Annotated in this window: 24 protein-coding genes and 1 tRNA gene; 5 read left to right on the top strand and 20 right to left on the bottom strand. The window is 58.9% G+C overall.

The features are described from left to right. Positions 1 to 7: 7 nt before the first annotated feature. The 3 genes from ACJ8QI_RS12495 to ACJ8QI_RS12505 all read right to left on the bottom strand — a co-directional run bounded on the left by ACJ8QI_RS12495 (position 8) and on the right by ACJ8QI_RS12505 (position 3,740). Positions 8 to 838 (bottom strand): alpha/beta fold hydrolase, encoded by an 831-nt coding sequence (locus ACJ8QI_RS12495; protein WP_197862583.1) that lies wholly within the window; start codon positions 836 to 838, stop codon positions 8 to 10. Between the two features lie 142 nt (positions 839 to 980). After that, complete coding sequence (locus ACJ8QI_RS12500) at positions 981 to 2,375, bottom strand: MFS transporter (protein WP_174135406.1); 1,395 nt, start codon at positions 2,373 to 2,375, stop codon at positions 981 to 983. 174 nt (positions 2,376 to 2,549) lie between these two features. Beyond that, a complete protein-coding gene (locus ACJ8QI_RS12505; RefSeq protein ID WP_342119998.1) occupies positions 2,550 to 3,740 on the bottom strand; it encodes a sugar transporter in 1,191 nt (396 codons plus the stop codon). A gap of 268 nt (positions 3,741 to 4,008) precedes the next feature. On the opposite strand from ACJ8QI_RS12505, the gene ACJ8QI_RS12510 reads away from it, so the two are divergent. After that, positions 4,009 to 4,695 (top strand): aspartyl/asparaginyl beta-hydroxylase domain-containing protein, encoded by a 687-nt coding sequence (locus ACJ8QI_RS12510; protein ID WP_041035890.1) that lies wholly within the window; start codon positions 4,009 to 4,011, stop codon positions 4,693 to 4,695. Between the two features lie 29 nt (positions 4,696 to 4,724). On the opposite strand, the gene ACJ8QI_RS12515 is transcribed toward ACJ8QI_RS12510, so the two are convergent. The 5 genes from ACJ8QI_RS12515 to ACJ8QI_RS12535 all read right to left on the bottom strand — a co-directional run bounded on the left by ACJ8QI_RS12515 (position 4,725) and on the right by ACJ8QI_RS12535 (position 9,765). Further along, positions 4,725 to 5,441, bottom strand: a complete 717-nt coding sequence (locus ACJ8QI_RS12515; protein WP_041035896.1) for an ABC transporter ATP-binding protein — start codon at positions 5,439 to 5,441, stop codon at positions 4,725 to 4,727. Further along, positions 5,438 to 6,313 carry an ABC transporter ATP-binding protein gene (locus ACJ8QI_RS12520; protein ID WP_187322584.1) on the bottom strand — a complete coding sequence of 292 codons (876 nt, stop codon included), beginning with the start codon at positions 6,311 to 6,313 and terminating at the stop codon, positions 5,438 to 5,440. The genes ACJ8QI_RS12515 and ACJ8QI_RS12520 overlap by 4 nt, the downstream gene beginning before the upstream one ends. Further along, a complete protein-coding gene (livM, locus tag ACJ8QI_RS12525) occupies positions 6,310 to 7,596 on the bottom strand; it encodes a high-affinity branched-chain amino acid ABC transporter permease LivM (RefSeq protein ID WP_060420324.1) in 1,287 nt (428 codons plus the stop codon). The genes ACJ8QI_RS12520 and livM overlap by 4 nt, the downstream gene beginning before the upstream one ends. A 10-nt stretch (positions 7,597 to 7,606) precedes the next feature. Further along, complete coding sequence (locus ACJ8QI_RS12530; protein WP_004928592.1) at positions 7,607 to 8,521, bottom strand: ABC transporter permease subunit; 915 nt, start codon at positions 8,519 to 8,521, stop codon at positions 7,607 to 7,609. Between the two features lie 125 nt (positions 8,522 to 8,646). Beyond that, positions 8,647 to 9,765 carry a branched-chain amino acid ABC transporter substrate-binding protein gene (locus ACJ8QI_RS12535; protein ID WP_048234441.1) on the bottom strand — a complete coding sequence of 373 codons (1,119 nt, stop codon included), beginning with the start codon at positions 9,763 to 9,765 and terminating at the stop codon, positions 8,647 to 8,649. A gap of 455 nt (positions 9,766 to 10,220) precedes the next feature. On the opposite strand from ACJ8QI_RS12535, the gene ACJ8QI_RS12540 reads away from it, so the two are divergent. Then, positions 10,221 to 10,296: transfer RNA gene (locus ACJ8QI_RS12540), tRNA-Asn, on the top strand. 192 nt (positions 10,297 to 10,488) lie between these two features. On the opposite strand, the gene ACJ8QI_RS12545 is transcribed toward ACJ8QI_RS12540, so the two are convergent. The 6 genes from ACJ8QI_RS12545 to ACJ8QI_RS12570 all read right to left on the bottom strand — a co-directional run bounded on the left by ACJ8QI_RS12545 (position 10,489) and on the right by ACJ8QI_RS12570 (position 15,813). Next, on the bottom strand, positions 10,489 to 11,616 hold the full coding sequence (locus ACJ8QI_RS12545) for an NADH-dependent flavin oxidoreductase (protein WP_442532591.1): 1,128 nt from the start codon (positions 11,614 to 11,616) through the stop codon (positions 10,489 to 10,491). 50 nt (positions 11,617 to 11,666) lie between these two features. Further along, positions 11,667 to 12,317 (bottom strand): flavodoxin family protein, encoded by a 651-nt coding sequence (locus tag ACJ8QI_RS12550; protein ID WP_442532592.1) that lies wholly within the window; start codon positions 12,315 to 12,317, stop codon positions 11,667 to 11,669. A gap of 20 nt (positions 12,318 to 12,337) precedes the next feature. Continuing rightward, positions 12,338 to 13,144 (bottom strand): SDR family NAD(P)-dependent oxidoreductase, encoded by an 807-nt coding sequence (locus ACJ8QI_RS12555; RefSeq protein ID WP_442532593.1) that lies wholly within the window; start codon positions 13,142 to 13,144, stop codon positions 12,338 to 12,340. A gap of 162 nt (positions 13,145 to 13,306) precedes the next feature. Beyond that, entirely contained in the window at positions 13,307 to 13,942 is a 636-nt protein-coding gene (locus ACJ8QI_RS12560; RefSeq protein WP_004935489.1) for an SDR family oxidoreductase, read from the bottom strand. Between the two features lie 15 nt (positions 13,943 to 13,957). Further along, positions 13,958 to 14,893, bottom strand: a complete 936-nt coding sequence (locus tag ACJ8QI_RS12565) for an alpha/beta hydrolase (RefSeq protein ID WP_336842696.1) — start codon at positions 14,891 to 14,893, stop codon at positions 13,958 to 13,960. Beyond that, positions 14,893 to 15,813 (bottom strand): alpha/beta hydrolase, encoded by a 921-nt coding sequence (locus ACJ8QI_RS12570; protein WP_336842698.1) that lies wholly within the window; start codon positions 15,811 to 15,813, stop codon positions 14,893 to 14,895. The genes ACJ8QI_RS12565 and ACJ8QI_RS12570 overlap by 1 nt, the downstream gene beginning before the upstream one ends. A gap of 138 nt (positions 15,814 to 15,951) precedes the next feature. On the opposite strand from ACJ8QI_RS12570, the gene ACJ8QI_RS12575 reads away from it, so the two are divergent. Continuing rightward, positions 15,952 to 16,860: a LysR family transcriptional regulator gene (locus ACJ8QI_RS12575; RefSeq protein WP_336842700.1), complete on the top strand. Its 909-nt coding sequence runs from the start codon at positions 15,952 to 15,954 to the stop codon at positions 16,858 to 16,860. 112 nt (positions 16,861 to 16,972) lie between these two features. Here ACJ8QI_RS12575 and ACJ8QI_RS12580 read toward each other — a convergent pair whose 3' ends face one another. The 3 genes from ACJ8QI_RS12580 to ACJ8QI_RS12590 all read right to left on the bottom strand — a co-directional run bounded on the left by ACJ8QI_RS12580 (position 16,973) and on the right by ACJ8QI_RS12590 (position 19,251). Continuing rightward, positions 16,973 to 18,181, bottom strand: coding sequence for an aldose 1-epimerase family protein (locus ACJ8QI_RS12580; RefSeq protein WP_442532594.1), 1,209 nt, complete (start codon positions 18,179 to 18,181; stop codon positions 16,973 to 16,975). A gap of 409 nt (positions 18,182 to 18,590) precedes the next feature. Then, positions 18,591 to 18,893, bottom strand: coding sequence for an XRE family transcriptional regulator (locus ACJ8QI_RS12585; protein WP_197768081.1), 303 nt, complete (start codon positions 18,891 to 18,893; stop codon positions 18,591 to 18,593). A 4-nt stretch (positions 18,894 to 18,897) separates the two neighbouring features. Continuing rightward, a complete protein-coding gene (locus ACJ8QI_RS12590) occupies positions 18,898 to 19,251 on the bottom strand; it encodes a type II toxin-antitoxin system RelE/ParE family toxin (RefSeq protein ID WP_336842705.1) in 354 nt (117 codons plus the stop codon). Between the two features lie 438 nt (positions 19,252 to 19,689). On the opposite strand from ACJ8QI_RS12590, the gene ACJ8QI_RS12595 reads away from it, so the two are divergent. Next, complete coding sequence (locus ACJ8QI_RS12595) at positions 19,690 to 20,985, top strand: MFS transporter (RefSeq protein ID WP_442532595.1); 1,296 nt, start codon at positions 19,690 to 19,692, stop codon at positions 20,983 to 20,985. A gap of 27 nt (positions 20,986 to 21,012) precedes the next feature. Beyond that, complete coding sequence (locus tag ACJ8QI_RS12600) at positions 21,013 to 21,819, top strand: substrate-binding domain-containing protein (RefSeq protein WP_336842707.1); 807 nt, start codon at positions 21,013 to 21,015, stop codon at positions 21,817 to 21,819. Here the strand turns inward: ACJ8QI_RS12600 and ACJ8QI_RS12605 are convergent. The 3 genes from ACJ8QI_RS12605 to ACJ8QI_RS12615 form a co-directional block, all read right to left on the bottom strand. Then, positions 21,794 to 22,693, bottom strand: coding sequence for a LysR family transcriptional regulator (locus tag ACJ8QI_RS12605; RefSeq protein WP_442532596.1), 900 nt, complete (start codon positions 22,691 to 22,693; stop codon positions 21,794 to 21,796). The two genes, ACJ8QI_RS12600 and ACJ8QI_RS12605, sit on opposite strands and share 26 nt — an antisense overlap. A gap of 91 nt (positions 22,694 to 22,784) precedes the next feature. Continuing rightward, the gene (locus tag ACJ8QI_RS12610) at positions 22,785 to 23,150 is read right to left on the bottom strand and encodes a diacylglycerol kinase (protein WP_072265422.1); all 366 of its coding nucleotides are present in this window, start codon (positions 23,148 to 23,150) and stop codon (positions 22,785 to 22,787) included. Between the two features lie 218 nt (positions 23,151 to 23,368). Continuing rightward, on the bottom strand, positions 23,369 to 24,493 hold the full coding sequence (locus ACJ8QI_RS12615; RefSeq protein WP_060420308.1) for a DNA-binding protein: 1,125 nt from the start codon (positions 24,491 to 24,493) through the stop codon (positions 23,369 to 23,371). Between the last annotated feature and the right edge of the window lie 414 nt (positions 24,494 to 24,907).

The following is a 24,907-nucleotide window of genomic DNA, read 5'->3' on the forward strand; positions in this document are numbered from 1 at the left end:
CGCCCCCTTAGAACGGCGAATTCTGGATAAAGGCCAGCAGATCGGCGTTGAAGCGATCGGGATCGACCTGCGCCAAGCCGTGAGCGCCGCCGGCGTAAACGTTCAGCTCCGCCTGTTGCATAAGCTTAGCGGCTTTCAGCGCCGAGGCGCCGATCGGCACGATCTGATCGGCGTCGCCGTGCACCAGCAGCGTCGGTCTGTCGATCGCCAACAGATCGGCGGTGTAATCCACTTCGGAGAACGCGCTCACGCCGTCGTACTGCCCTTTCACGCCGCCCTGCATGGCCATCAGCCAGAAGTGGTCGATCAGCCCCGCATTGCTCTCCACCTCGTCGCAGTGGAAGCCGTAGAACGGCACCGCCAGATCTTTGAAGAACTGCGAGCGGTTGCCCGCCACGCCGCTGCGAATGCCGTCGAAGGCCGCCATGGGTGCGCCTTCCGGGTTGGTTGGCGTTTGCAGCATCAGCGGCGGCACGGCGCCCACCAGCACCACTTTCGCCACCCGATCGCTGCCGTGGCGGCCGATGTAGCGCGCCACTTCGCCGCCGCCGATGGCGTGGCCGACCAGGATCAGATCGCGCAGATCCAGCGTTTCAATCAGCAGAGCCAGATCGTCGGCGTATTGGTTGATGTCGTTGCCGTGCCAGGTCTGATCCGAACGGCCGTGGCTGCGGCGATCGTGGGCGATCACCCGGAACCCGCTCTGGCCGAAAAACAGCAGCTGGTTGTCCCAGGCGTCGGCGGACAGCGGCCAACCGTGGGAGAACAGGATCGGCTGGCCGCGGCCCCAATCCTTATAGAAAATGCGCGCGCCATCGGGCGCGGTGAGGATGCTCATGACGTGTTCCCCGCTCGGTATTGAATTGGATTTTGTACCAGGTAACAGTACGGCAGGCGCAAAAGCAGTGATAACGGAATAATTTTCGCATGATCGCGAGTTTTTTTGCTGAAGAGGCCGGCGTCACCGCCGGCGCAAAACGTCAGATGTTTTCCAGATCGATGCCGCGCGTTTTCGGGCCGAACAGCCCGATCACCAGCATCACGATCAGCATGCTGGCGACGATAAACGCGATCACCCCCAGCGAACCGCCGTACTGCAAGATAATGCCGATAATGATGCTGCTGAACACCGTCGACAGCCGGCTGAAGGAGTAGCAGAAACCGACGGCGCGGGCGCGGATGTGGGTCGGGAAGATCTCGGATTGATAGGAGTGGTAGCTGTAGGTCAGCCAGGCGTTGGACCAGGTGATGAAGAAGCCGCACAGGATCAGCCACAGCGGGTTGTTCTGCAGCGCGAACAGCGAGCCGAAGATCACCGTCACCAGGCAAGACAACACGATCTGCCACTTATTCTCCATCTTGTCGGCGTAGAAGCTGCACAGCAGCGAGCCCAGCGGGTAGGCCAGCGTGATGAAGAAAGCGTACAGCAGGCTGTGGGTGACCGAAGCGCCCTTGCCCGACAGCAGCGCCGGCAGCCAGTTGCCGAAGCCGAAGAAGCCGATGGCCTGAAAGAAATTCATCACCACCAGCATCAGCGTGCGATCGCGATACTGCGGCGCCCAGATATCGCGAAAGCGGCCGCGCAGCGGCGCGCCCTCGGCATCGTCAACCGGGCGCGACGGAAAGTCCGCGGGCGCCACGCCGCAGCGCCGCTCCATATCCCGCATCACCTGCCGGGCCTGCGCATAGCGCCGCTGCTGAACCAGCCAGCGCGGCGACTCCGGCAGCCCCTTACGCACCAGCCAGATCACCAACGAAGCCAGCGCGCCGGCGATCACCACGTAGCGCCAGCCGCTCAGGCCCCAAATCGTCTGCGGCACCAGCCACCAGGACATCAGCGCCACCGCCGGCACCGACAGGAACTGCACGAAGAACGCGAAGGCAAAAGCCCGGGTGCGCAGATGCGCGGGCACCCACTCCGTCAGGTAGGTATCGATGGTCACCAGCTCAATGCCGAGCCCGACGCCCACCAGAAAGCGCAGAAAGATCACCCACTCCGCCTGCTGTTGAAACGCCAGCAGCAGCGAGAAGGCGCCATACCAGATCAGGGCAAACATGAAGGTGGCGCGGCGGCCGAAGCGATCGGCGTACGGGCTCAGCAGGCTGGCGCCGACGAACAGGCCAAGAAAAGTGGCGGAGGCGAAGGCCGCCTGGTCCGACACGCCGAAGACGCCCTGCGCGCCGGTGTGGAAAATGCCGTCGGCGATAAGGCCGGTGCTGATATAGCCGGTCTGGAACAGATCGTAGAGTTCGAAAAAGCCGCCCAGCGACAGCAGAATGATAAAGCGCCACAGGCCGGCCGACGCGGGCAAGGCGTCGATTCTGGCCGCCAAATCCCGCGCATGGATCGGCGACGCCGCTACAGAGTCACTCACCGTTAACCTCGCATTAACATTTTTGATGACTTTCTATGCTAGCGAAGCGGCGTCGGAGTTAAATTTTTAATTAGCAGACTATGAAAAAAAGTTAAGCATAAAACGCTGCAGCAGCCTGTTTTATAGCAGGAAAATGCAACCTGGGATGCCGCAGCGGCATCCCGAATCGACAGCTTAACGGCTGGAGTGCTGCTGCAGCCGTTCGCTGCGGTAGAAGCTCAGCAGGCACCAACCGAGAGCGATCAGCGCCAGCGGCGCGGCGACGAAGCCGATGTTGCCCATGCCCAGATGCAGGCTCACCTGGTTGCCCAGCAGCGCCCCGCTGCCGATGCCGAAGTTGTACAGGCCGGAGAAAATCGCCATCGCCACGTCGGTGGCATCCGGCGCCAGGCTCAGTACTTTGGCCTGCATCGACAGGCCGATGGCCATGATCGCCATGCCCCAGAAGATGCACAGCACGGTCAGGTGGCTTTCGCTGCCGGCGGCCGGCAACAGCAGCAGCAGGCTCAAGGCCAGCAGCGCGATGGCGCCGATAAAGAAGCCGGAAGGAAAACGCTCGCTGTAGCGGCTGAACAGCAGGCTGCCGACGATGCCGGCGGCGCCGAACAGCAGCAGCATCAGCGTGGTGAAGTTCTCCGACAGCCCGGCCACGGTCTGGATAAACGGCTCGATGTAGCTGTAGGCGGTGAAGTGTGCCGTCACCACGATGACGGTCAGCATGTACAGCGCCAGCAGCGCCGGGCGTTTGAACAGCAGCGGCACGCTGGCCAGCGAACCGGAGTGCTCGCTTTTCAGCACCGGCAGCAGGCGCCACAGCAGCACCAGCGCCAGGGTGGCGCACACCGCGATGCCGATAAAGGTCATGCGCCAGCCGAGCAGCTGCCCCACCACCCGCCCGAGCGGCAGCCCGAGCACCATCGCCAGCGCGGTGCCGCCCGCCAGCAGGCTCAGCGCCTGGGCTTTCTTGCCCGGCGGCGCCACGCGGATCGCCAGCGAGGCGGTGATCGACCAGAACACCGAGTGCGCCAGCGCCACGCCGGCGCGCGAGATGACCAGCGTGGTAAAATTCCAGGCCACGGCGGTCAGCACGTGGCTGGCGATAAACAGCATGAACACGCCGATCAGCAGCTTGCGGCGCTCGATTTTGCTGGTCAGCAGCATGCACGCCAACGAGGCGGCGGCGACGATCCAGGCGTAGATGGTGATGATCAGGCCGACCTGTTCGGTTTGCATCGAGAAGCTGGCGGCGATGTCGCTCAGCAGACCGACCGGAATAAATTCGGTGGTGTTGAAGATAAAGGCCGAGACGGCGAGGATAACCACGCGCAACCAGGCGGTTGAGCGCGAAACGGCAGCGTGTTCCATGGTAAACAAAATCCGGACAGGTGCGGGCAAGTAGCGATATTTTAACCAACCGGCCCGCTAAATGCGATACGCGTCACACTTTAATTGTGTGGTTTTTTTCGCCGCATTTCGACACATTCGCAGACACACGGTTGCACAAATGCTGTGCTAATCTCTTGAAGCGTACCAATTTTTCCTGCCGCTCTTCCCCTCCGGCCGCCGCAGACGACGCGCCGCGCCGAAGAACCGCGCGCAGTGTCCATTTGGCGTTTTCTGAGGCGAGGTCATTATGTCCGCGATTTATGATTGGTCCGTGCTCGCATTGCGCAATGTTTACGATCGCCGCATTCAGGGCAAGCCGGTGCTCGACAGTGCCGCGCTGTTCCCCGACGCCGAACGTTTCACCGCCCAATGGCGGCAGATCCGCGAAGAGGCGCTGACCGTCGCCCACGATCTGCACAATATTCCCCGTTTTCACGAGATCATGATCCAGCAGGAATCGATCTCCGCCAACGACGCGCGCGACTGGCGCATGTTCATCATGAAGGCCTACGGCCAGCCGATCGCCCGCAACCTGGCACGCTGCCCGACGCTGGCAGCGCTGATCGCCTCGTCGCCGGACGTGCTGTCCGCCTCGCTCTCCTTCCTGGCGCCCGGTAAACAGGTGCCACCCCACCGCGGGCCGTTCCGCGGCATTCTGCGCGGCTATCTGGTGCTGGACATGCCCAAACGCGCCGACGGGGTGCCGGCGGCGGTGCTGAAAGTGGACGGCCGCGAATACCGGCTGCACGAGGGGGAGTTCATGCTGTGGGACGATACCTTCGAACACGAGGTGTGGAACGACAGCGCGCAGGTGCGCACCGTGCTGCTGCTGGACATCCGCCGCCGCGACATGCCCGGCGGGTTGCGGCTGCTCTCCAGCGCCATCATCGCCCTGGTGCGGCTGAACGTGCGCTGGATGCAGCGCCAGTTCTGAACACGGGCCTCCCTGCCCAAGGGCGGCGCTCAACCGCCGCCCAGATAGGCCTTTCTTACCTCCGGATCGTTCAACAGCTCTTGCCCGCTGCCGGTGAGGCGGATCTGGCCGTTGACCATCACATAGCCGCGATCGGACAGCTTCAGCGCATGGTTGGCGTTCTGCTCCACCAGAAACAACGTCATGCCGCTGCGGGTCAGCTCGCGCAGCACGCCGAAGATCTGCCGCACCACGATCGGCGCCAGCCCCAGGCTCGGCTCGTCCAACAGCAGCAGCTTCGGCCGGCTCATCAGCGCGCGGGCGATCGCCAGCATCTGCTGCTCGCCGCCGGACAGGGTCATCGCCCGCTGGTTGCGCCGCTCCTTGAGGCGCGGAAACAGCTCGAACATGCGCGGCAAATCCTCTTCCAGATAGCGATTGCCGACGGTGATGGTGCCCATCAGCAGGTTCTCCTCCACGCTCATGTCCGGGAAGATGCGCCGCCCCTCCGGCGCCTGCGCGATGCCGCCGGCCGCTACGTAGTGCGTGGAGCGGCGGCTGATGTCCTCGCCGCCAAACAGGATCTGCCCGCCGGCGATGCGCGGCTGGCCGAAGATCGACATCAACAGCGTGGATTTGCCCGCGCCGTTGGCGCCGATCAGCGCCACCGTCTCCCCGGCGTTGACCTGCAGCGACACCTGGCGCAGCGCCTGGATCGGCCCGTAAAACACGTCCACTTCGCGAAATTCCAGCATCGCTTCGCTCATCCCGCCAGCTCCTCTTCGTCCGCGCCCAGGTAGGCGGCGATCACCGCCTCGTTGTGCTGGATCTCCTGCGGCGTGCCGCGGGCGATCACGTCGCCGTGATCGAGCACGATCACCCGATCGGAGATCTCCATCACCATGCCCATGTCATGCTCGATCAGCAGCACCGTGATGCCGTGATGCTGGCGCAGAAAACGGATGATGCGGCTCAGCGTGGCCGTTTCCACCGGGTTCAGCCCGGCGGCCGGCTCGTCGAGGCAGATCATCTCCGGCGCGGTGCACATGGCGCGCGCGATCTCCAGCCGCCGCTGCTGGCCGTAGGACATTTCCCCCGCCAGCCGGTTGGCGCAGTCCACCAGATCCACCACCTCCAGCCAGTAGAAGGCGTGATCCAGCGCGGCGCTCTCCGCCCGGCGGTAGCCCGGCGTATTCAGCACCCCGGCGATCAGGTTGCGGTTGCTCTGCATGTGCTGCGCCACCAGCAGGTTCTCCACCACCGACATTTCGCGGAACAGGCGGATATTCTGGAAGGTGCGCGCCAGCCCGGCGCGGTTGACCAGGTGGGTGCCGCCGAACATCTTGTAATAGAGGCGCGAGCCGAGCTGCTTCGGGCGTATCCAGTCGCCGGCGCGAAACTTCTGCCCCAGCACCTGGATCACGTCGGTCGGCCGCTTGTGGGTATTGAGCAGGATCGCGCCGCCGCTGGCGCGGTAAAAGCCGGTCAGGCAGTTGAACACCGTGGTCTTGCCGGCGCCGTTGGGGCCAATCAGGGCGGTGATGGAGCCGCGCTCCACCTCCAGATTGACGTCGTTCAGCGCCTTGATGCCGCCAAAGCGCATCATCAGGTGCTCCACCCGCAAAATGGCGTCGCTCATGGCGCCACCCCCTTGCGTTCGGCGAAGCTGGCGCGGCTGATGCGCACCAGCCCGCGCGGCCGCCAGATCATCATCGCCACCATCAGCACGCCGAACAGCAGCACCCGGTATTCCGCGAAGCTGCGCAGCAGCTCCGGCGCCACCGTCAGCACGAAGGCCGCCAGCACCACGCCGAGGGTGGAGCCCATGCCGCCCAGCACCACGATCGCCAGGATCAGCGCCGACTCGAAGAAGGTGAACGAGGTCGGGTTGACGAAGCCCTGATAGGTGGCGAAAAACACCCCCGCCAGCCCGGCGGTGGAGGCACCCAGCATAAACGCCGACAGCTTCACCAGCACGTGATTGAGCCCGAGAGAGCGGCAGGCGATCTCATCCTCGCGCAGCGCCTCCCAGGCGCGGCCGATCGGCATGCGCGTCAGCCGGTGCTTGATGTACAGCACCAGCAGCACCACCAAAAACAGCACCGCATAGATGAAAATGAACTTGAGGTTGGGATTGTAATCGATGCCGAGAAACTCGTGGATCGGCACCCCGCCGTCTTTGGCGCGGCGGCCGAACTCCAGGCCGAACACCGTCGGCGCCGGCACCGAGACGCCGTTCGGCCCGCCGGTGAGCGACATCCAGTTGTTCAGCACCAGCCGGATGATCTCCCCAAACCCCAGCGTGACGATCGCCAGGTAGTCGCCGTGCATGCGCAGCACCGGAAAGCCCAGCAGCGCGCCGGCCAGCGCCGCCATCAGCGCCCCCAGCGGCAGCATCGCCCAAAATCCCAGCCCGAGGTACTGATAGCCCAGCGCCAGCCCGTAGGCGCCGATGGCGTAAAACGCCACGTACCCCAGATCGAGCAGCCCCGCCAGGCCGACCACGATATTCAGCCCCAGGCCGAGCAGCACGTAGATCAGACCGAGGATCGCCACCGTCAGCAGGTATTTGGTGGCGACGAACGGGAACAGCAGCGCGATCGCCGCCATCAGCGGCAGGATCCAGCGCAGGTTGGATTTATAGCCCAGCGGCCGCACGTAAACGCCGTCGTTGCCGCCGTCGAAACGCGCCAGCACCCTGCGCCCCGGCGCGGTTTGCAAGAACAGGCTCAGCAACAGCCGCCCGGCCATCACCGCGATGATAATCCACACCAACCGGTGCGGCTCGAAGTTGAAGCTGTAACCGTTCAGCACGATGCCGACGATCGGCCCGAACACGATCAGGGCGATCAGCCCGGCCAAGACGGCGTCCAGCAGGCTGCGTTTAACGTCCAGCCCGCCGTTGATCACGGATTGCGACATGGCATTCTCCTTAAACCTTGGCGATCAGCGGCCGACCGAGCAGGCCCTGCGGACGGAAGATCAGGATCGCCACCAGCAACCCGAAGGAGAACACGTCCTTGTAATCCGAGTTCACCATGCCGGCGAACTGCGCCTCCGCCACCCCGAGCAGCAGCCCGCCCAGCATGGCCCCCGGCAGCGAGCCGATGCCACCCAGCACCGCGGCGGTGAAGGCCTTGATGCCGATGATAAAGCCGACGTAAAAATCGAAGGTGCCGTAGTTCATGGTGATCAGCACCCCGGCCAGCCCGGCCATGGCGGCGCCGATCACGAACACCAGCGAGATCACCCGATCGGTATTGATGCCGAGAATCGAAGCCATTTTGCGATCCTGCTGAGTGGCGCGGCAGATGCGCCCCAGCCGGGTGCGCTGAATGATGTAGGTGAGGATCGCCATGCCGAGCAGCGACGCCACCAGAATAAACACCTTGGTGTAAGTGATCTGCACCACGCCGCCGTCGAACTCCAGGCGGAACACGCCGCTCAGCAGCGTCGGGATGCCCTGCTGGCGCGGCCCCTGGCTTATCTGCGCGTAGTTTTGCAGGATTAACGACATGCCGATGGCGGAGATCAAGGGCGCCAGGCGGGTGGAGTTGCGCAGCGGCTTGTAGGCGATGCGCTCGATCACCCAGCCGTACACCCCGGTGATGACGATGGTGAACACCAGCGTGCCGAGGATCAGCAGCGGGAACGAGTGCAGCCCGAAGAACGACAGCAGCGCCAAGCCGATGGCGCACAGGTAGGCGGAGATCATGTACACCTCGCCGTGGGCGAAGTTGATCATGCCGATGATGCCGTAAACCATGGTGTAGCCGATGGCGATCAGGCCATACACTGCGCCAAGGGTCAGGCCGTTGATCAGCTGTTGCAGAAAGAATACATCCATAATGAGCAGTCTCGCCTGGTAAGGCCGCCAACGCAGTCCGACGCGGCCCAAAGGTCATCGCGGAACGGGCTCGCCAGAGCGGCGAGCCCGTCGGTCATAGGGTCACAACTTCAGTATTGGGTTGTTCAAAGCTGGTGATATTTGCCCTTGTCATCCCATTGGTAGACCACGTAGTCCGAGACCTTCAGGTCGCCCTTCTGGTCCCAGGCCTTTTTGCCCATCACGGTATCGACGTCGTGCGACTTCAGCCATTCGGCGGCCTTGGCGCTGTCTTTGCCGCCGGTGGCGTTGAAGGCGGCGGCGATCGCCTGAATCGAGGCGTAGGAGTAGAGGGTGTACCCTTCCGGTTCAAAGCCGCTGGCGCGGAACTTGGCGATCACCGCCTTGCCTTCCGGGATCAGACGCGGATCGTTGCCGAAGGTCATCAGCACGCCGTTGGTGTACTGCGGCCCGCCGGCGGCGGTCACCAGCTCTTCGGTCACCACGCAGTCGCCGGAGAAGAACTTGGCGGTCACGCCCTGCTCGCGCATCTGGCGCACCAGCGGCCCGGCTTCCGGATGGCAGCCGCCGAAGTAGACCACGTCCGGCTTGACCGAGGCGATCTTGGTCACCAGCGCGTTGAAGTCTTTCTCGCCGCGCGACAGCCCCTCATACAGCACTTCTTTGACTCCGCGCTTGTTCATCGCCGCCTTGGCGGCATCCGCCAGCCCCTGGCCGTAGGTGTCTTTATCGTGGATCACCGCGATGCGTTTGGCCTTCAGGGTATCCAGCATGTAGTTGGTGGCGATCGCGCCCTGCTGATCGTCGCGCCCGCACATGCGGAACATGGTCTTCATGCCGCGCTCGGTGATTTGCGGGTTGGTGGAGCCGGGGGTGATGGCGATGATGCCGGCCTCGTCATACACCTCGGAGGCGGGCATGGTGGAAGAGGAGCAGAAGTGGCCGACCACCGCCGAGACCTTGTCCTGATCCACCAGCCGGTTGGCGACCGCGACCGCCTGTTTCGGTTCGCAGGCGTCATCCCCCTGCACCAGCTTGATTTTTTCCCCTTTGATGCCGCCGGCGGCGTTGATGTCCGCCGCCGCCTGCGAAGCCCCGCGCCAATACTGATCGCCATAGGTGGCGTTCGGCCCGGAGAACGGCCCGGCGACGCCGATGACGATATCGGCCTGCGCGGAAAACGCCGTACCTAAACAACCGATGAGCAAAGCAGCGAGCGGACTTTTTATCAATTTCGATGACATTGTTATCTTCCTCAGCACTGTTGTAGCGAAACGCCCGGGGGCGCGGATCAGTCACTTTATGTGTAGACGGGGAAAATAATTTTCTTGAGAGCGCAGTCGCATTCCCCAAAAATGGGTAAGCAAAAATCCAGCCATTGTGACGACGAATACATATTGTTTGCTTATTCATCCTACATATCAGTTGCGGCGCGGCGCTTGGCGGGGATAACGGGGTCAGGGCCGTACGGCTAGCGTGAGAGGGGGCATGAGAGGGAGAGTGGCCCTGCACCATCGCCGTGCAAGGGCTTGTGCAAGCGATATGACAACGAAACAGGCGGGAAAAATCAGCGCCTGCCGGCGAAAGATGCCGAAAAACAGCGCAAGGTGCTCATTCCCTCAGCAAACGCACTTTTTTTGCAGTTTAGCGCTTTGACAAACCCCAGGCGCCCCGCTATTATTCGCCCCGTTCACACGATTCCTCTGTAGTTCAGTCGGTAGAACGGCGGACTGTTAATCCGTATGTCACTGGTTCGAGTCCAGTCAGAGGAGCCATATTTAGAAAAGCCCGCTTAAGGAAACTTAGGCGGGCTTTTTGCTTTTCGGATTATAACTCGCAGCAAGAGAGGGTTCATTCATTCAGGAATGACCACCGGCTATCTGGATCGCTAACCGGTGTTTCAATAGCGTTTACGGTGCATGTCAGCACATCATCACCGCCCAGGGACAACATGGCAATGGCGGCCTTCAGCTCGGGAACCAGCCTGGGGTATTTTGAATCGCTTGCCACAGTTTATGTGGGATCTGTAATTCATCCGGATCTTGCGACGCGTTGAGTTTGACGTTCATGCTTCCTTCATGACCTGATTGTACTCTCTCCACCCATTGGGGATTCATAACCATCGCGCGTCCCAAAGCGACCATGGACAATCCGGCATCCAGCGCTTGCCGTGCCACGTCCGACGACGTGATTTTTCCGGCGGCCAGTATCGGCAAACGGCCGTTATTCAGCTCAATGAACCTTGCCAGCGTACTCTTTTCATCCTCGTCATCCCGAGGGGTGTCCGTCAGTACATGGTGCAGCGAGATGTGCAAATAATCGATAAGCGCCTCTTCCGTCAATTGGTTCGCCAACGCCAGAGAATCATCTATACGCAGTCCCTTCTCGCCGGATTCTTCCGGAGACAACCGATACCCCAATAAGAAAGGCTGTGTAGCATGGCGTTCGATAACTCGCCGAACTTCGCGCGCCACTTCCAAGGGGAAACGCATGCGATTCTCCAGAGAACCGCCCCATTCATCCGTGCGCTGATTGAAATACGGGGAGAAAAAGTTTTGGAGCAGGAAACCATGGGCGCCATGCAATTCCACGCCATCGAACCCCGCCTCAATCGCGCGGCGAGTGGCTTCGCCAAAATCGCGGATCACAGTCAGAATTTCGTCATGGCTTAACGCGCGGCCGGCTTTTTTGCCATCGTTAAACGGGCCTGCCGGTGCGGCTAGCGCACTGGCGCCAACGAGGTCGCCATCGGGGATCAAGGCCGGAACGGCTTTATTTCCCGCGTGAAAGAGTTGCAGGATCGCCGGCGCGCCGCCGCTTTTAGCGGCATCCGCCAGCCGTTTCAGGCTCGGGATAAAGCGATCGTCATAGGCCGCGAACTCATGAGTAAACCCGATGCCATTTCGCTGTACATGGGAACAGCCTGTCAGCACCAACCCAACACCGTTCGCGCGTGCCCGATAATAGGCTAACTCCGCATCTGAGATAGTTTCATCATCATTGGCTGACCAGGTGGTCATTGGGGCCATCACGATGCGATTACGCATCTCAAGGCCGTTTTTAAATAAAAATGGCTGCATTAATGGATCTTTCATAATTCTCTCAGCATTTAACATATTGATCTAAAATCAAAAATCATAAAAAATCACTTCGCCAGCGGGGTTCCCAGCCAGCGTTCATCGATAAATTGCAGCATCTGTTCCGGTGTGATTTGCTGCGTCATTCGCCCTCGCAGCACCGTGCGATGCTCGAAAGTTAATGCTCCCCGTGCAAGCACCTGGGCTTTAAAACGCGCGATATGCTCGTCCGAGAAGTGGCTGTTGTGGGTATTAAACAGGATGACCCGTTTACCGCTGAAATCGCTGTTCTCAATAAAAGCCCAAATCGGCGGCGCCGGGCTGTATAGCCAGATCGGCGAGCCCAACCAGAGGGTGTCAAACGGCGTCAAGTCAATCTTGGCCGGCGTTATCTCGGGCAACGCATCCTGCCGCTCTTTCAGCAAAGTGGCGTCTTTCAGCGCATACGACAGCCCTAGCAAGCCAGGGGCATAGTTCGGTGCATCAAGCCTGAAGAGCTGTGCATCCAGGCGGTTAGCGATATGGCGAGCGGCCAGCGCCGTACTCCCTGAACGAGAAAAATAAACGACGGCGGTACGCGATGCGTTTTCTTCTGAATGCGCATGAGGCTCTATCTTGGCCAACTGGGCGGCTTGTCGATTTTCAATCAGCGTGACAGAGGCCAATACGCCCAAAATAGCCAGCAAAACGACCGTCAAACCGATGAGGGTTCCATACATAGGTAAGCGCCTTGATGCCATTAAGCAAAATCGGTCGTCTTGCTGAGCGCCTCAAACTCCCACGTTTCTGCGATGCGGGACTGCAACGTCGGCATGACGAAATCGAGAGCATCATTACCGATTAATAGCTGGCGCGGAGGCGTGTCCATTTCCACCAACCGGCAAATCACCTGCGCAAGTTTGGCAGGATCGCCCTGTTGCTGACCATCGGCAGATGCCAGTAGCTCGCGCGCGCTGCCAAAAGCGGCATAATCGGCAATGCTTCTTTCCCCGTACCGGGCAGAACTGTCATTGAGGAATTCGGTGCGGAAAAAGCCGGGCTCAACGGCGGTGACGGTAATTCCAAGAGGCGCGACCTCATCGGCCAACGCCAGGGTCATGCCTTCCACGGCAAACTTCGACGCGGAATAAAATGTGGCGTTCGCGACGGCTTTCACGCCGGCGATGGAAGAGGTGTTGATAATGCGCCCGCCCCGCTGGCGCCGCACCGCGCGCAATACATTGGCCATGCCGAAATGCTGCTCTATCTGTTCGGCTGTCGCTTCTTCAAAACGCCCCAACAGACAGAACCCGGCATTATTCACTAATACATCAATGCGGCCAAAACGGCTCACGGCCGCATCTGCAGCAGCCAGCGCCTGATGTTCATCACGAACATCAAGCTCCAGCAGCTCAATCTTTTCCGCTGCAACATCGCTGAATGTCCGGCGCAATTTTTCCCTATCCCGCCCCGTTGCAACCACACAGTCCCCCTGTTGCAACGCAGCCCTGACAATATGGGCGCCCATGCCGCGCGCGGCGCCGGTGACAAACCAAATGCGATTCATATCTGTTCACCTTAATCGGTTTAAAAACTCGTACTGCCTCATCGCAGTACGAGGTGTCGAGGCACTAAAGCGTCAATTGCAAACTAGGACGTATCACGATGTCATCGAGTAATACGCCGGGCGGTTGAGCAAATGAATATAGATAAATTTTATGGCGGGTATTTACATAAAATACGGCTTGTCACCGTCAGTGCCCGGCTGGTTGACGCCAATGTTCTCACCCAGATGTTTTTTCGGTTGCTCGATGATGTCGGCAATTAAAGCGGCGACGCTCTTGCGCGATACGATGGTTCCTTTGAACGGCGCATCGCGGGCGGTAAGCTCATAGTCAACCAGGTCTTCATCCGTTAACCAGGCCGGGCGCAGAATGGTATAGTCCAGCCCAGAGGCTTCAATCGCGTCAGCCGCCCGACGAAATGGCTTGAGGGGCTCACCGATGATCGCGTTGTTCCATTCACCGAATTTTCCCGGGACCTCATCATAAATCCCCAGCGAAAGAACGAAGATCAGGCGTTTGACGCCGCTGGCCTGCATGGCGGCAATCACCGCCTCAGCCTGCACATCCAGATCCTCCCCCGTCAGGTTGGCGTACACCAGATCCTGGCCCTGCATCGCTTGTTCCAATGCGGACGGGTTCAACACATCGCCGATAAGGATCCGGCCGTTGGCCGGGCGCGACCGGATTTTTTCCGGCTGGCGAGCGAACAACGTTTGCACAAGCGACTGTTCATCCGCCAATCGGTCGATAACATGACGGGCGATTTGGCCGCCGGCGCCAAGGATCAATACATTCTTCATGGTGTTCTCCATCGGTTATTCACCCAGGTGCGCGGCTAAAAACGGTAGCACCTTGTCCATCGCTGCACGAACGGCTTCCGGCTTGTCATACAGCTCGTAATGTGAAAAGTCCGCTAACGAGACCAGCTCGCGATGCGCCGAAGCCGTTGCGCGCCCATAGACTTCCATGCCATCGCGATAGGCGCCAAAAGCACCGACTTTCTCGCCCACCACCACCATCACCGGCTGAGTCAGCAGCACCTCGGCAAAGGCAAAGGCATCCCAGGCCAGCGTTTTTTGCGCATGCGAGAACAACATGCGCGTCGCGCCACCCGGCTGTTGGCCGCGCGCGGTCTTGTAATAGTCTGTCGCTTCGAAAACGTCGCGTTCGGTGAGCCCATGGGCCGTTGCCTCTTGAGGACTGGCGGGCAGCAGTTCATTGACCTGAAGCTCTCCGCCCCGCGCTTCCCGGGTGCGCTGCGCAGCCATCGCGTTCAGCGCGCCCAGCGGATCGTAGCCGCTGAAGCCTTCGCGGAAGAGTCGCCCAATATTAACGCCGGTGATGCTCACCACGGCTTTGATGCGTTTCTCTGTCAGCGTGGCATTGACGGCATAGCCGCCGCCGCCGCAGATGCCCAGCACGCCGATACGCTCCGCATCGACATACGGCAAGGTGACGGCATAGTCGATGACGCGGCTGATGTCCTCCACCCGTTGGGTCGGATCCTCTATCCAGCGCGGCGCCCCGCCCGACTCGCCCTGAAAACTGGCGTCATAGGCGATAACGACGTACCCCTGCTCCGCCAACGCCTTGCCGTAAACATTGCCGGAGGTTTGTTCCTTGCAGCTGCCGAAAGGATGGACGCTGACCACCGTCGGGTAGCGCTTGGATTCATCGAACCCCGGCGGCAGCTGAATGTGGGCGGCGATGTGCCAGGCCATATCGGCGTTTTGGATGCGGATATTTTTCATTACAGCGTCTCCCCAAAGAACGGTGCCAGGACGGAAACGGCTTCGGCGACATAGGCTTTGCCGTCATACAATTCCATATGATTCGCGCCTTCGACAATGTGGTAACGCTTGTCGCTGCTCGCGGCGCGATCGTATAAATCGTCACTCATCCATTTACTGCCCGCCACGCTGCCCGCCACGATCTGCATCGGCTGGGTCAGATACACTTCGGCCATATGGTAGGCGTCGTAGGTAATGATCTGGTTGAGGCTGCGCAGCGTCGCATAGCCGGGCGCCGTCGGATATTGCGCGCGCGGGGTATGGTAATACTCCCAGGCCTGGCGCAGCTCTTCGTTCGGCGCATCGGATTCTTTCATCGGTGCCAGCGGCATGGTGGCATGTTCACCGCTGCTGATATCGCCGGTACGGGCGTTGGAACCCGCCTCAACATACGGCAGCGCATCAATGGACTTCACATTGTTTTCCCACCCGTTGCGGAACATCGAGCCGATATTGACGGCGCTGACGGTGCCGATCGCCTTGATGCGGCGATCCTGGATCGCGGCGTTGGCGGTATAGCCCGCGCCGGCGCAAATGCCCATCGCGCCAATGCGCGCATTGTCGACATAAGGCAGCGTGGTCAGGTAATCAATCACCGCGCTGACGTCTTCGGTGCGGATATAAGGGTTTTCCAACTGACGGGGTTCGCCGCCGCTTTCCCCCTGATAAGAGGCATCGTAAGCCACGGTCACAAACCCCTGCTCCGCCAGTTTTGCGGCATAGGTGCCGGCGGTTTGCTCTTTCACGCCGCCCCCCGGGTGAGAAACGACGATGGCCGGATACTGACGGCCCGCGTCGAACGCCGGTGGGAAGTAGAGCACTGCGGAAAGATCGATGGTTGGGTTATTGCTATTCGTGAAGCTGATTTTCTGGTTCATCATCCGGTTCCTCATCAGGGTGGTCGGTTAACTACATCGTTTCTGATTCTCACTATAGACATTGAACATTAAGATGATTAGACCCAAAATAATTATTAGACCTATCACTTAAATGATTAATCAGCCGAACGGAAAACAGAGATGAAACGTGATGAGATAGCCGATTTGGTGGCATTTGTGGTGGTCGCCGAGGAGCGCAGCTTCACCCGGGCCGCGGCCCGCCTGGGCATGGCGCAGTCGGCGTTAAGCCAGATCGTCCGCCGCATCGAAGAACGGTTGGGGTTTCGTCTGCTGACGCGCACCACGCGCAGCGTAGTGCCCACCGAGGCCGGGGAGCAGCTCTTGTCGACCCTTGGCCCCATGCTGCAAGACCTGGATTCCGTCATGACTTCACTGGGCGAGCTGCGCAACCGCCCTTCCGGCACGCTACGCATCACCACGGTGGAGCATGCGGCAAAAACCCTGTTGCTGCCCGCCATGCGCACGCTGCTGAAATCTCACCCAGAAATAAACGTGCAGCTCCTCATCGACTATGGTCTTAGCGATGTGGTCGCCGAGCGTTTCGATGCCGGCGTCCGTCTGGGGGGAGAGATGGATAAGGATATGATTGCCGTGCGGATTGGGCCTGATATTCCGATGGCGATCGTTGGCGCGCCGGAATATCTTGCCCGGCGAGGCACCCCGACCTCGGTGGCGCAGTTGGTCGATCATCAGGCGATTAACCTCTATCTTCCCACATCGGCTACCGCCAACCGCTGGCGGCTCATCCGCGGTGGGCGTGAAGTCCGGGTACGCATGGAAGGCCAGCTGTTGTTAAACACCATCGACCTGATCCTGGATGCCGCAATCGACGGGCACGGTCTGGCCTACCTGCCCTACGATCAGGTGCAGACCGCCCTTGACGAGAAAAAACTCGTCCGCGTCTTGGACAAGTTCACCCCGGATTTACCGGGGTATCACCTTTACTACCCGCATCGCAAACACCCTGGCTCCGCCTTTTCTCTGCTCATTGATGTGCTGAAGTTTGATGGGACACCTGCCCCAAAGTAGCGTTTTGCCGCGCGAACGCCCCCCTGACAATCAGCCATATCGAGAAAAGCCCGCTCAGGAAAGCCTGAGCGGGCTTTTTGTTTTTTAGCGCTAAACAAGTCGCAAGAACGCGCTACTCTTTGGCTATCGGCACGGCATTCTCATCGATTTTTACCTTGCCCTGAATATCAGCAATCCTCTTCTCCAGATCAGCCACCTGCGCCTTGTTGTGCAGCAAGGTATAGGTCAGATCAAACTGCGCACTGGCGCCAGGCTGCAACTGTTTAACGCGTTTTTGTTCGCGCTCGATGGTGACCGGGTAGGCATAGCTGGTGCCCGGCTCAATCCCCGTCACATACCCCTGTTTTAACGTATCGGTATTCTTCCACAGCGTCAGGACGGGTAATTGGCGGGTATCGAACTGAATAGCCACCCCTTTGTCGCCCGCGTTATTGACCAGCGCCGCCAGCGTTTGATGATTCGGGTCCGATAATGGCTTAATGTTAAAGACCATTTCATCAAACCCTTTGGTGGGGCCGGCATAGGTTCCCCAGGTCTTCAGCCCGGCTTTAGCATAGTCGTTAAACGGGCTGATGCTGGCCATCGGCGCCAGGAAGCGGGCGCCATTTTCCAGAATCGGCGCACCGAAATTACTGTGATAAATAATCTGGTAGTCATGGGGGTAATCCGCCCGGTTGGTTAACACATCATGCAGGCTGAAACTGTTGCTGCCGGGCACATAGCGCAATTCGGTCAGGGTTTGCAGATCGGCTTTTTTGAATGTGTTCTCTTTGATCAGGCCGCGAATACGAATTTCATACGGCGCCGTATCCGCTACCTCAACCTCAACCCGCGAGGCCGGCGTATTGCCCGCTTTGCCGTGCAACGTGTAAATTTGCCCTCCTTCGCTCACCGGATGACCGGTCCACTCATAGCCACAACGCACCATCATCTCATTGAAACCTTCCAGCCAACCGAGCCCATTGCGACTTTCCAGGTTGATAAAGGCGGGGTTGACCACCTCTTTGACCGGGGAATCCCATCCCATTTTCGCGCCAAATCCTTCTGCCCTCAGGAGGTTCATGCCGCGCGTGGGGCTGAGGGTGATGGTCAGGCCATCCTGGCTGCGGATAATCACGACCTTGCTGCCTTCCTGCTTGCCGCCGTGCAGCACTTTCTGCTCAATGCTGAACGTTTTATCCTTAATCTTCAGCGCCTCACTCGAAATCTTCCAGTTTCCTTTCTCCACGCCATCTTCAGCGCTGGTCAGCACCCAACTATGTGCCGCCGCCTGCCCTGAAATCAGAGCCGAAAACATCGCTATAAACCACGTTTTCTTCATTTCCCTTCCCCTTTAGCTGAATCGATTTTCCATTAACGAGAAAAATCTACTGTTAAGCAGGTTAAAGAAATGTGATGAACTTCACCGGGTGAATATTTGAATAAATAGTGCGATAAAAATACGAATATCATCGCAATTTTAATGAAATGCATTAATTTTTTGCACGTTAAATGAGCGATTCATCAACATAAGTCGTATCGTTTCAGCTTTGAGCAAGGGGATGGTTTATCGCGAAGGTACGACGGGTGACCTGCTTAACGCTATCTGGCCCAAACGGAAGCGCCCATAAAGCCTGCCCGTCTTGAGCCTCTTTGCTTTCACGGCCGCCTGCTTGTGTCAAAGGAGCCCTGGTGCACAAAGCCCGCTCCGGAGATCCTAAGCGGGCTTTGTGCCTTTCTGCCGTTAGCGCTTACAGCACAAACTCGTAGTGAGAGCCGTCCGGCAGTTCGATGTCCAGCCGCAATTTGCCACCGGCCGCCTCAACGTAGCGTTTTAGCGAAGACAGTTTCAGATCGCGGCCCGGTTTTTCCATCACGGCCACGGTCGGCTGCCGGATCCCCAGCGCCTGCGCCATTTCAACCTGCGTTTTCTGTACTTTTTCGCGCAGCTCGGCAAGGTGAATGTTCAGCATGATGTCCGCCGCCAGCGCCTGCGCGTTGGCCACGACCTCGGGCTTTTCATCCGCAATAAGCTGTTCCAGCGTTCTGCCCATCGCGTCACTCCTTCTCGTTTAATGTGTTCAGCCAACAGGTGAATTCCCGATCGGCAATCTGAAGCATTCGATCGTAAAAGCGTTTTTCATTGCCGGCTTTATTGCCCGCGCAAAGAATAATGCCAATACGGTACGGATCGAAAGCGAAGAATGCCCGCAACGGTTCGCCACGGCTCTGAATGCGCAACTCCTTCATATTGCTGTAACGTGAGCCTTTCACCGTATCGGCATAGGGTCTGGGCAGCCCGGGTCCCTTTTCCCGTAGGACCATCAATGCGGCAAGCACGCCGGCCCGATCGGCATCGTTGAGTGAGCTAAACCAGTCATCAAACACATCCGTTGTTTTAATTTCCCACACGGGACCTCCCTGCAATATAGATCAACAACTATATAGATGTAAAGCTATAGCAGAGAGGTACCGGGATGACATGCAAAGGCGTGCGTTGTTACTGCAAGGCTGAACGTACATCCACGCATTTTGCAAACGCAGTGCGAGGCATTCACCTTTTTACGAGCGGCATCGAACAATCGTTCAGAGGCATGGGGCGTTTCCCTGCGCTCCCTTTATGAACCCTGTCACAAAATGCGCATGCCGTTTTCGGCGTTCTACGCAGCGGGCGGTGAGCAATAAATTTGTTAACACCACGTTACATCGGGTTAGGCAGTATTGTTAACGCCGATTGATGCGCCAAACGCATCGCGCCATGCGTTTATTGCGCTTATTTAGTTTATTTTCCTGAGCGAATCTTCAGCAACAGGCGTGGCGTCAGGCGCCAATAGCAAACTGGAGATAAAGATGCATTCCTCTACCTCACCCATGACCACCCGGACCCGAGCCGGCGCGATCCTGCGCGTCACCTCCGGCAACTTTCTGGAACAGTTCGACTTCTTTCTGTTCGGCTTTTACGCCACCTACATCGCACACACCTTTTTCCCGGCCAACAGCGAATTTGCCTCGCTGATGATGACCTTCGCGGTATTCGGCGCAGGTTTTCTGATGCGCCCCATTGGCGCCATCGTGCTGGGCGCCTACATCGATAAAGTCGGCCGCCGCAAAGGGCTGATCGTCACCCTGTCGATCATGGCTACGGGCACCTTCCTGATCGTGCTTATCCCTTCTTACCAAAGCATCGGGCTTTGGGCGCCGCTGCTGGTGCTGTGCGGGCGCCTGCTGCAAGGCTTCTCGGCGGGCGCGGAGCTGGGCGGCGTGTCCGTCTATCTGGCCGAAATCGCCACGCCGGGCCGTAAGGGCTTCTACACCAGCTGGCAGTCCGGCAGCCAGCAGGTGGCGATCATGGTGGCGGCGGCAATGGGCTTCGCGCTCAACGCGGCGCTGGAGGAAAGCGCTATTCGCGAGTGGGGATGGCGCCTGCCTTTCCTGTTCGGCTGCCTGATCGTTCCCTTCATCTTCCTACTGCGCCGCAAGCTGGAAGAAACACAGGAATTTACCGCCCGCCGCCACCACCTGGCGATGCGCGACGTGTTTAAAACCCTGCTGAAAAACTGGCCGGTGGTGATCGCCGGCATGCTGATGGTCGCCATGACCACCACCGCGTTTTACCTGATCACCGTGTATGCGCCAACCTTCGGCAAAAAGGTGCTGCTGCTCAGCGCCTCCGACAGCTTGCTGGTCACTTTACTGGTCGCGATTTCCAACTTCATCTGGCTGCCCATCGGCGGTGCGCTGTCGGATCGCTTCGGCCGCAAACCGGTGCTGGTCGCCATGACGCTGCTGACGCTGGCCACCGCCTACCCGGCGCTCAGCCTGCTCGCCGCCGCCCCCAGCTTCAGCATGATGCTGGCCGTGCTGCTGTGGCTGTCCTTCATTTATGGCCTCTACAACGGCGCGATGATCCCGGCCTTAACCGAGATCATGCCAACGGAAGTGCGGGTGGCCGGGTTCTCGCTGGCCTACAGCCTGGCGACGGCGGTATTCGGCGGCTTTACGCCGGTGATCTCCACCGCGTTGATCGAATACACCGGCGATAAGGCTTCACCGGGCTACTGGATGAGCTTCGCCGCGCTGTGCGCCTTGCTGGCGACGCTGTATCTGTATCGCCGCATCGCCATGCCGCTGCAAACCGCACGCTAACGCGCCATCGCCATAAGGAATCATGTCATGCAGAAACTCACTCGTTCGATCATCACCCTGCTCGTGTGCGCCTCCTTCAGTACGGCGGCGCTGGCCAAAGACCTGACCGTGATGATCTCCGGCGGCTTCAAAGCCGCGCTGGAGAAACTGGCCCCGGAATATGAAGCTCAAAGCGGCGACAAAATCATTCTGGTGTCCGGCCCTTCCATGGGGAAAACGCCGCAGGCGATCCCTGCGCGGCTGGCGCGCGGAGAGAAAGCCGATGTGGTGATCATGGTGGGCGACGCGTTGACCCAACTGGACAAAAGCGGCTGGCTCCAGCCGGGCTCGCGCGTGGAGCTGGCCGATTCGCCGATTGGCATAGTGGTGAAACAGGGCGCGCCCAAACCGGCGATAAAAACGGATGCCGACCTGCGCAATGCCTTGCTGCAAGCCGACTCTTTCGCCTATTCCGACAGCGCCAGCGGCCGCTACGTCAGCGGCCAACTGTTCAAAAAGCTGGGCATCGAGGAACAGGTGAAAGGAAAAGCGCACGTGGTTGAGCGCATTCCGGTGGCCTCTGAAGTGGCGCAAGGGAAATACGCGCTGGGCTTCCAGCAGGTCAGCGAATTGCTGCCCGTGGCGGGCGTCACCTTTATCGGCGAGCTGCCGGAAAACGTGCAGTACATCACCCGCTTCGCCGGCGCGGTAACTGCCAAGGCGGAGCACCGCCGCGAAGGCAAAGCGCTGCTGGACTTCCTCGCCTCCTCTCAGGCACAGCCGACCATTCGCGCGACCGGCATGCGAACCGTGCCGGCGCAGCAGCCGGTCAGGCTGAGTGATACTGTTCAGTAATCAGCTTTTCCAGCTCGGCGGCGACGAAAGACTGCATGCGGCCGCCGCGTCTGATGAGGCCCACGCTGCGTTTCACCACCGGATCGACCAGTGGCACCGACGTCAACACCGAATGTTCTGAAGCGGGCATCGACATGGCGGGCACGGCGGCAATGCCGATGCCCGCCTCAACCATGCCCAGCATGGTCGTCACATGGCGAGTTTCGCACACGCTGGGGCGCTCCGGCATGAGGTGTTCCAGGCGCTGATCGAGCAGATTGCGATTGCCGGAGGTTTTATCCAGCGACACGTAGTCCTGCTGATAAAACTCCCGCCAGGTGAGGCTCTTTTTAGCGGCGAGCGGATGGTCGCGCCGGCAGGCGGCCACGTAAACGTCCCCCACCAACGGCACAAATTCAAGATTAGGCTGCAGGCGCCCGGCAAAGCAGATGCCGAAATCGGCCTGGCCGCCGGTGACCGCCTCGATGACATTGCCTGCGCTGCCGTCGATCAGCTTAACGCGCACGCGCGGATAGCGAAGCCGGAAGCGGCGTATCACGTCGGGCATGAAATAGTAGGCCGCCGACGGCACCGTGGCGACGGTGACCAGCCCGGTACGCTCCTGGCTGACCTTATCGATATCGGCCAACACCGCTTCGACATTCATCAGCAGCTGATCCGAACGCTCGGCAAAAGCCTGCCCGTACAGCGTCAAGGTCACGCGCCGGGTGGTGCGATCGAACAGTTTGATGCCCAGCGCGTTTTCCAGCTTCTCAATCCTGCGGCTCAATGCCGACTGCGACAGGCAGATGGACTCTGCGGCCAGCCGAAAATTGCCGTACTCCACCAGCGCGCGAAACGCATAAAGATCGTTGAGATCAAAATTCACGGGCATAACGGCCTACTCTCCTTGCTGAACGCAAAACAACGATGATAACCGCTTATATCGCCACGACAACCGCCTGGTGGTTGAACCACTCAAACCCCTATCGCCCCAGCAGCACCGTTGCCCAAACAACGATAGTCAGCACCACCGCCACCAGCTGCGCTGCGCCACCCAAATCTTTGGCGCGTTTGGATAACGGATGTAATTCCAGCGAAATGCGATCGACCACGGTTTCAATCGCCGTATTCAGCAGCTCCACCACCAATAGCAGGAAACTGCAGATAATTAATAACAGTCGCTCCATTTTTGTAATATCTAAACCAAATGTAACAACCAGTAAAATGGCGTTAATAACCAATAATTGGCGGAACGCATCTTCGGTAAGCACCGCGTCAATAACCCCGGCCCATGAGTTCCTTATGCTGTAGGTTAATCGGCTTATTCCCTTTTTCTTATTTCCAGGCATAGCATTTGCTCTCATCAACACGACGACAACGCCCGCAAATAAATCACGCGCCGTGAATTTATCTCGGGTTTATTAATTAAAGACCTTAACCGTTTGCCCTCAGGAGAGGATTCATTCGCTCACGCGATGCCCGCACAACAGTGAAACGACCAGCGCGAAAAATGCCCTGGCGGGCTTATTATCCTGAGGACGTTAAAAGACGAAACGTTATCAGCCGGTTAAAGCGTTTTCTCGTACAAGCGGTAGCGCTTATAGGGAACCGCGCCGATGCGTTCTAAAATCGTCCGCATGCCGGTATTGGTTTCCAGGATCCAAGACATTTCCAATGCGTCGATATTACGCTTGGCGAAAGGCTCGCGCAGCGCTTCAATCAGCAACAGCGCAATAATCGGCCCGATGCGGCTGAATTGATATTCCTGGCGCACGCCCATCAACGGCACGCGTGCGGTGCGCACGCCGCTGACTTTCAGCCGCCACAAGAGTTTCGCCCAGCCGAACGGCAATAACCGCCCCTGCAGATCGGCAATCGCTTCGTTAATGTTCGGCAAGCCGACGATAAAGGCGCAGGGGGCGCCATCCACCTCGGCGATATGGATCATATCGTCGGGCACCAGAAACTTCAGCTGATCCCCCATGGTGGCGAACTCATGCTCGGTGAACGGGACAAACCCCCAGTTATGCTGCCACCCGGAGTTGAACACCTCGCGCAGCACCTGCATCTCCTCGCGAAAGCGCTTGCGGTTGAGGCGGCGAACGGTCACCTTTTTGCGTACCTGGTCCATCATCCGGGTTAACGACGGCGAAAAGTGCAGATCGGTTCTTTTCATCCAATAGGCAAGTAAATCAATCCCTTCGCTATAGCCCTGCTGCGCTATCTGGGGCGCGTAATAAGGCTTGGCGTGCGTCATCAGCGCCGAGGGCGGGGTGTCGAACCCCTCGACCAACAGGCCGCTTTCCTGATTGATATTGAGGCTGAACGGCCCGGTGATTTTGCGCGCGCCTTTCGACCTCAACCACTCCTCCGCCACCGTGAACAACGCGCTGAATACGGCGGGATCGTCAACGGCGTCGATCATGCCGAAGTGGCCGGTATCCTCGCCATGCAGCTCGCGGTGCAGGGAATCAATTTGTGCGGTGATGCGCCCAACGACCTTCCCCTGCTTTTTGGCCACCCACGCCTGCCATTCGATATGGTCGGTGCCGGGATTCTTCTTTGACAGATGCTCTTCGCGCTCTAAATACAGCGGCTCAATCCAGTTTGGATCATCGCGAAACAGTAACGAGGGGAAAGCAATAAATTCTTTAAGCTCGCGTTTATCCAGAACTTTCTCAATGCGGATCATAAATAGCCTTACGTTTTAATAAAATAATTAAATAAGCGCGCGACAACGCCTTTAGCATTTTTTATGCTGTTCTCTTTAGTTGGATTGTGTATTGCCTCCGGTTCAACGATAAGAAAAACCGAATATTACCCCCGGTGAATCAGCGTGCTCATTGCCCGATATTTACCCTGAGGTTTCCATGATTGTTCGAAAAAAGGGAAACAAAAAGCGGCGCTGACATGCTACGCTAATGATGCTCTTTTATTATTTCGTGCTGTATGGGCAAAAGAAATCTGCCGCATTTAGTGTACCGACTTTAATCAGGAGCGGGATCGCCATTTTTACCACTTAATGCTCTTTTTAAGATTCAACTTAAATGAGCCATTCACTTTTTGATTTCTTGCGGCATACTGTTTAGGAAGTGTTTAAGTTCTA

The organism is Serratia sp. CY84636 (assembly GCF_052166245.1).
Taxonomy (GTDB): Bacteria; Pseudomonadota; Gammaproteobacteria; order Enterobacterales; family Enterobacteriaceae; genus Serratia; species Serratia nevei.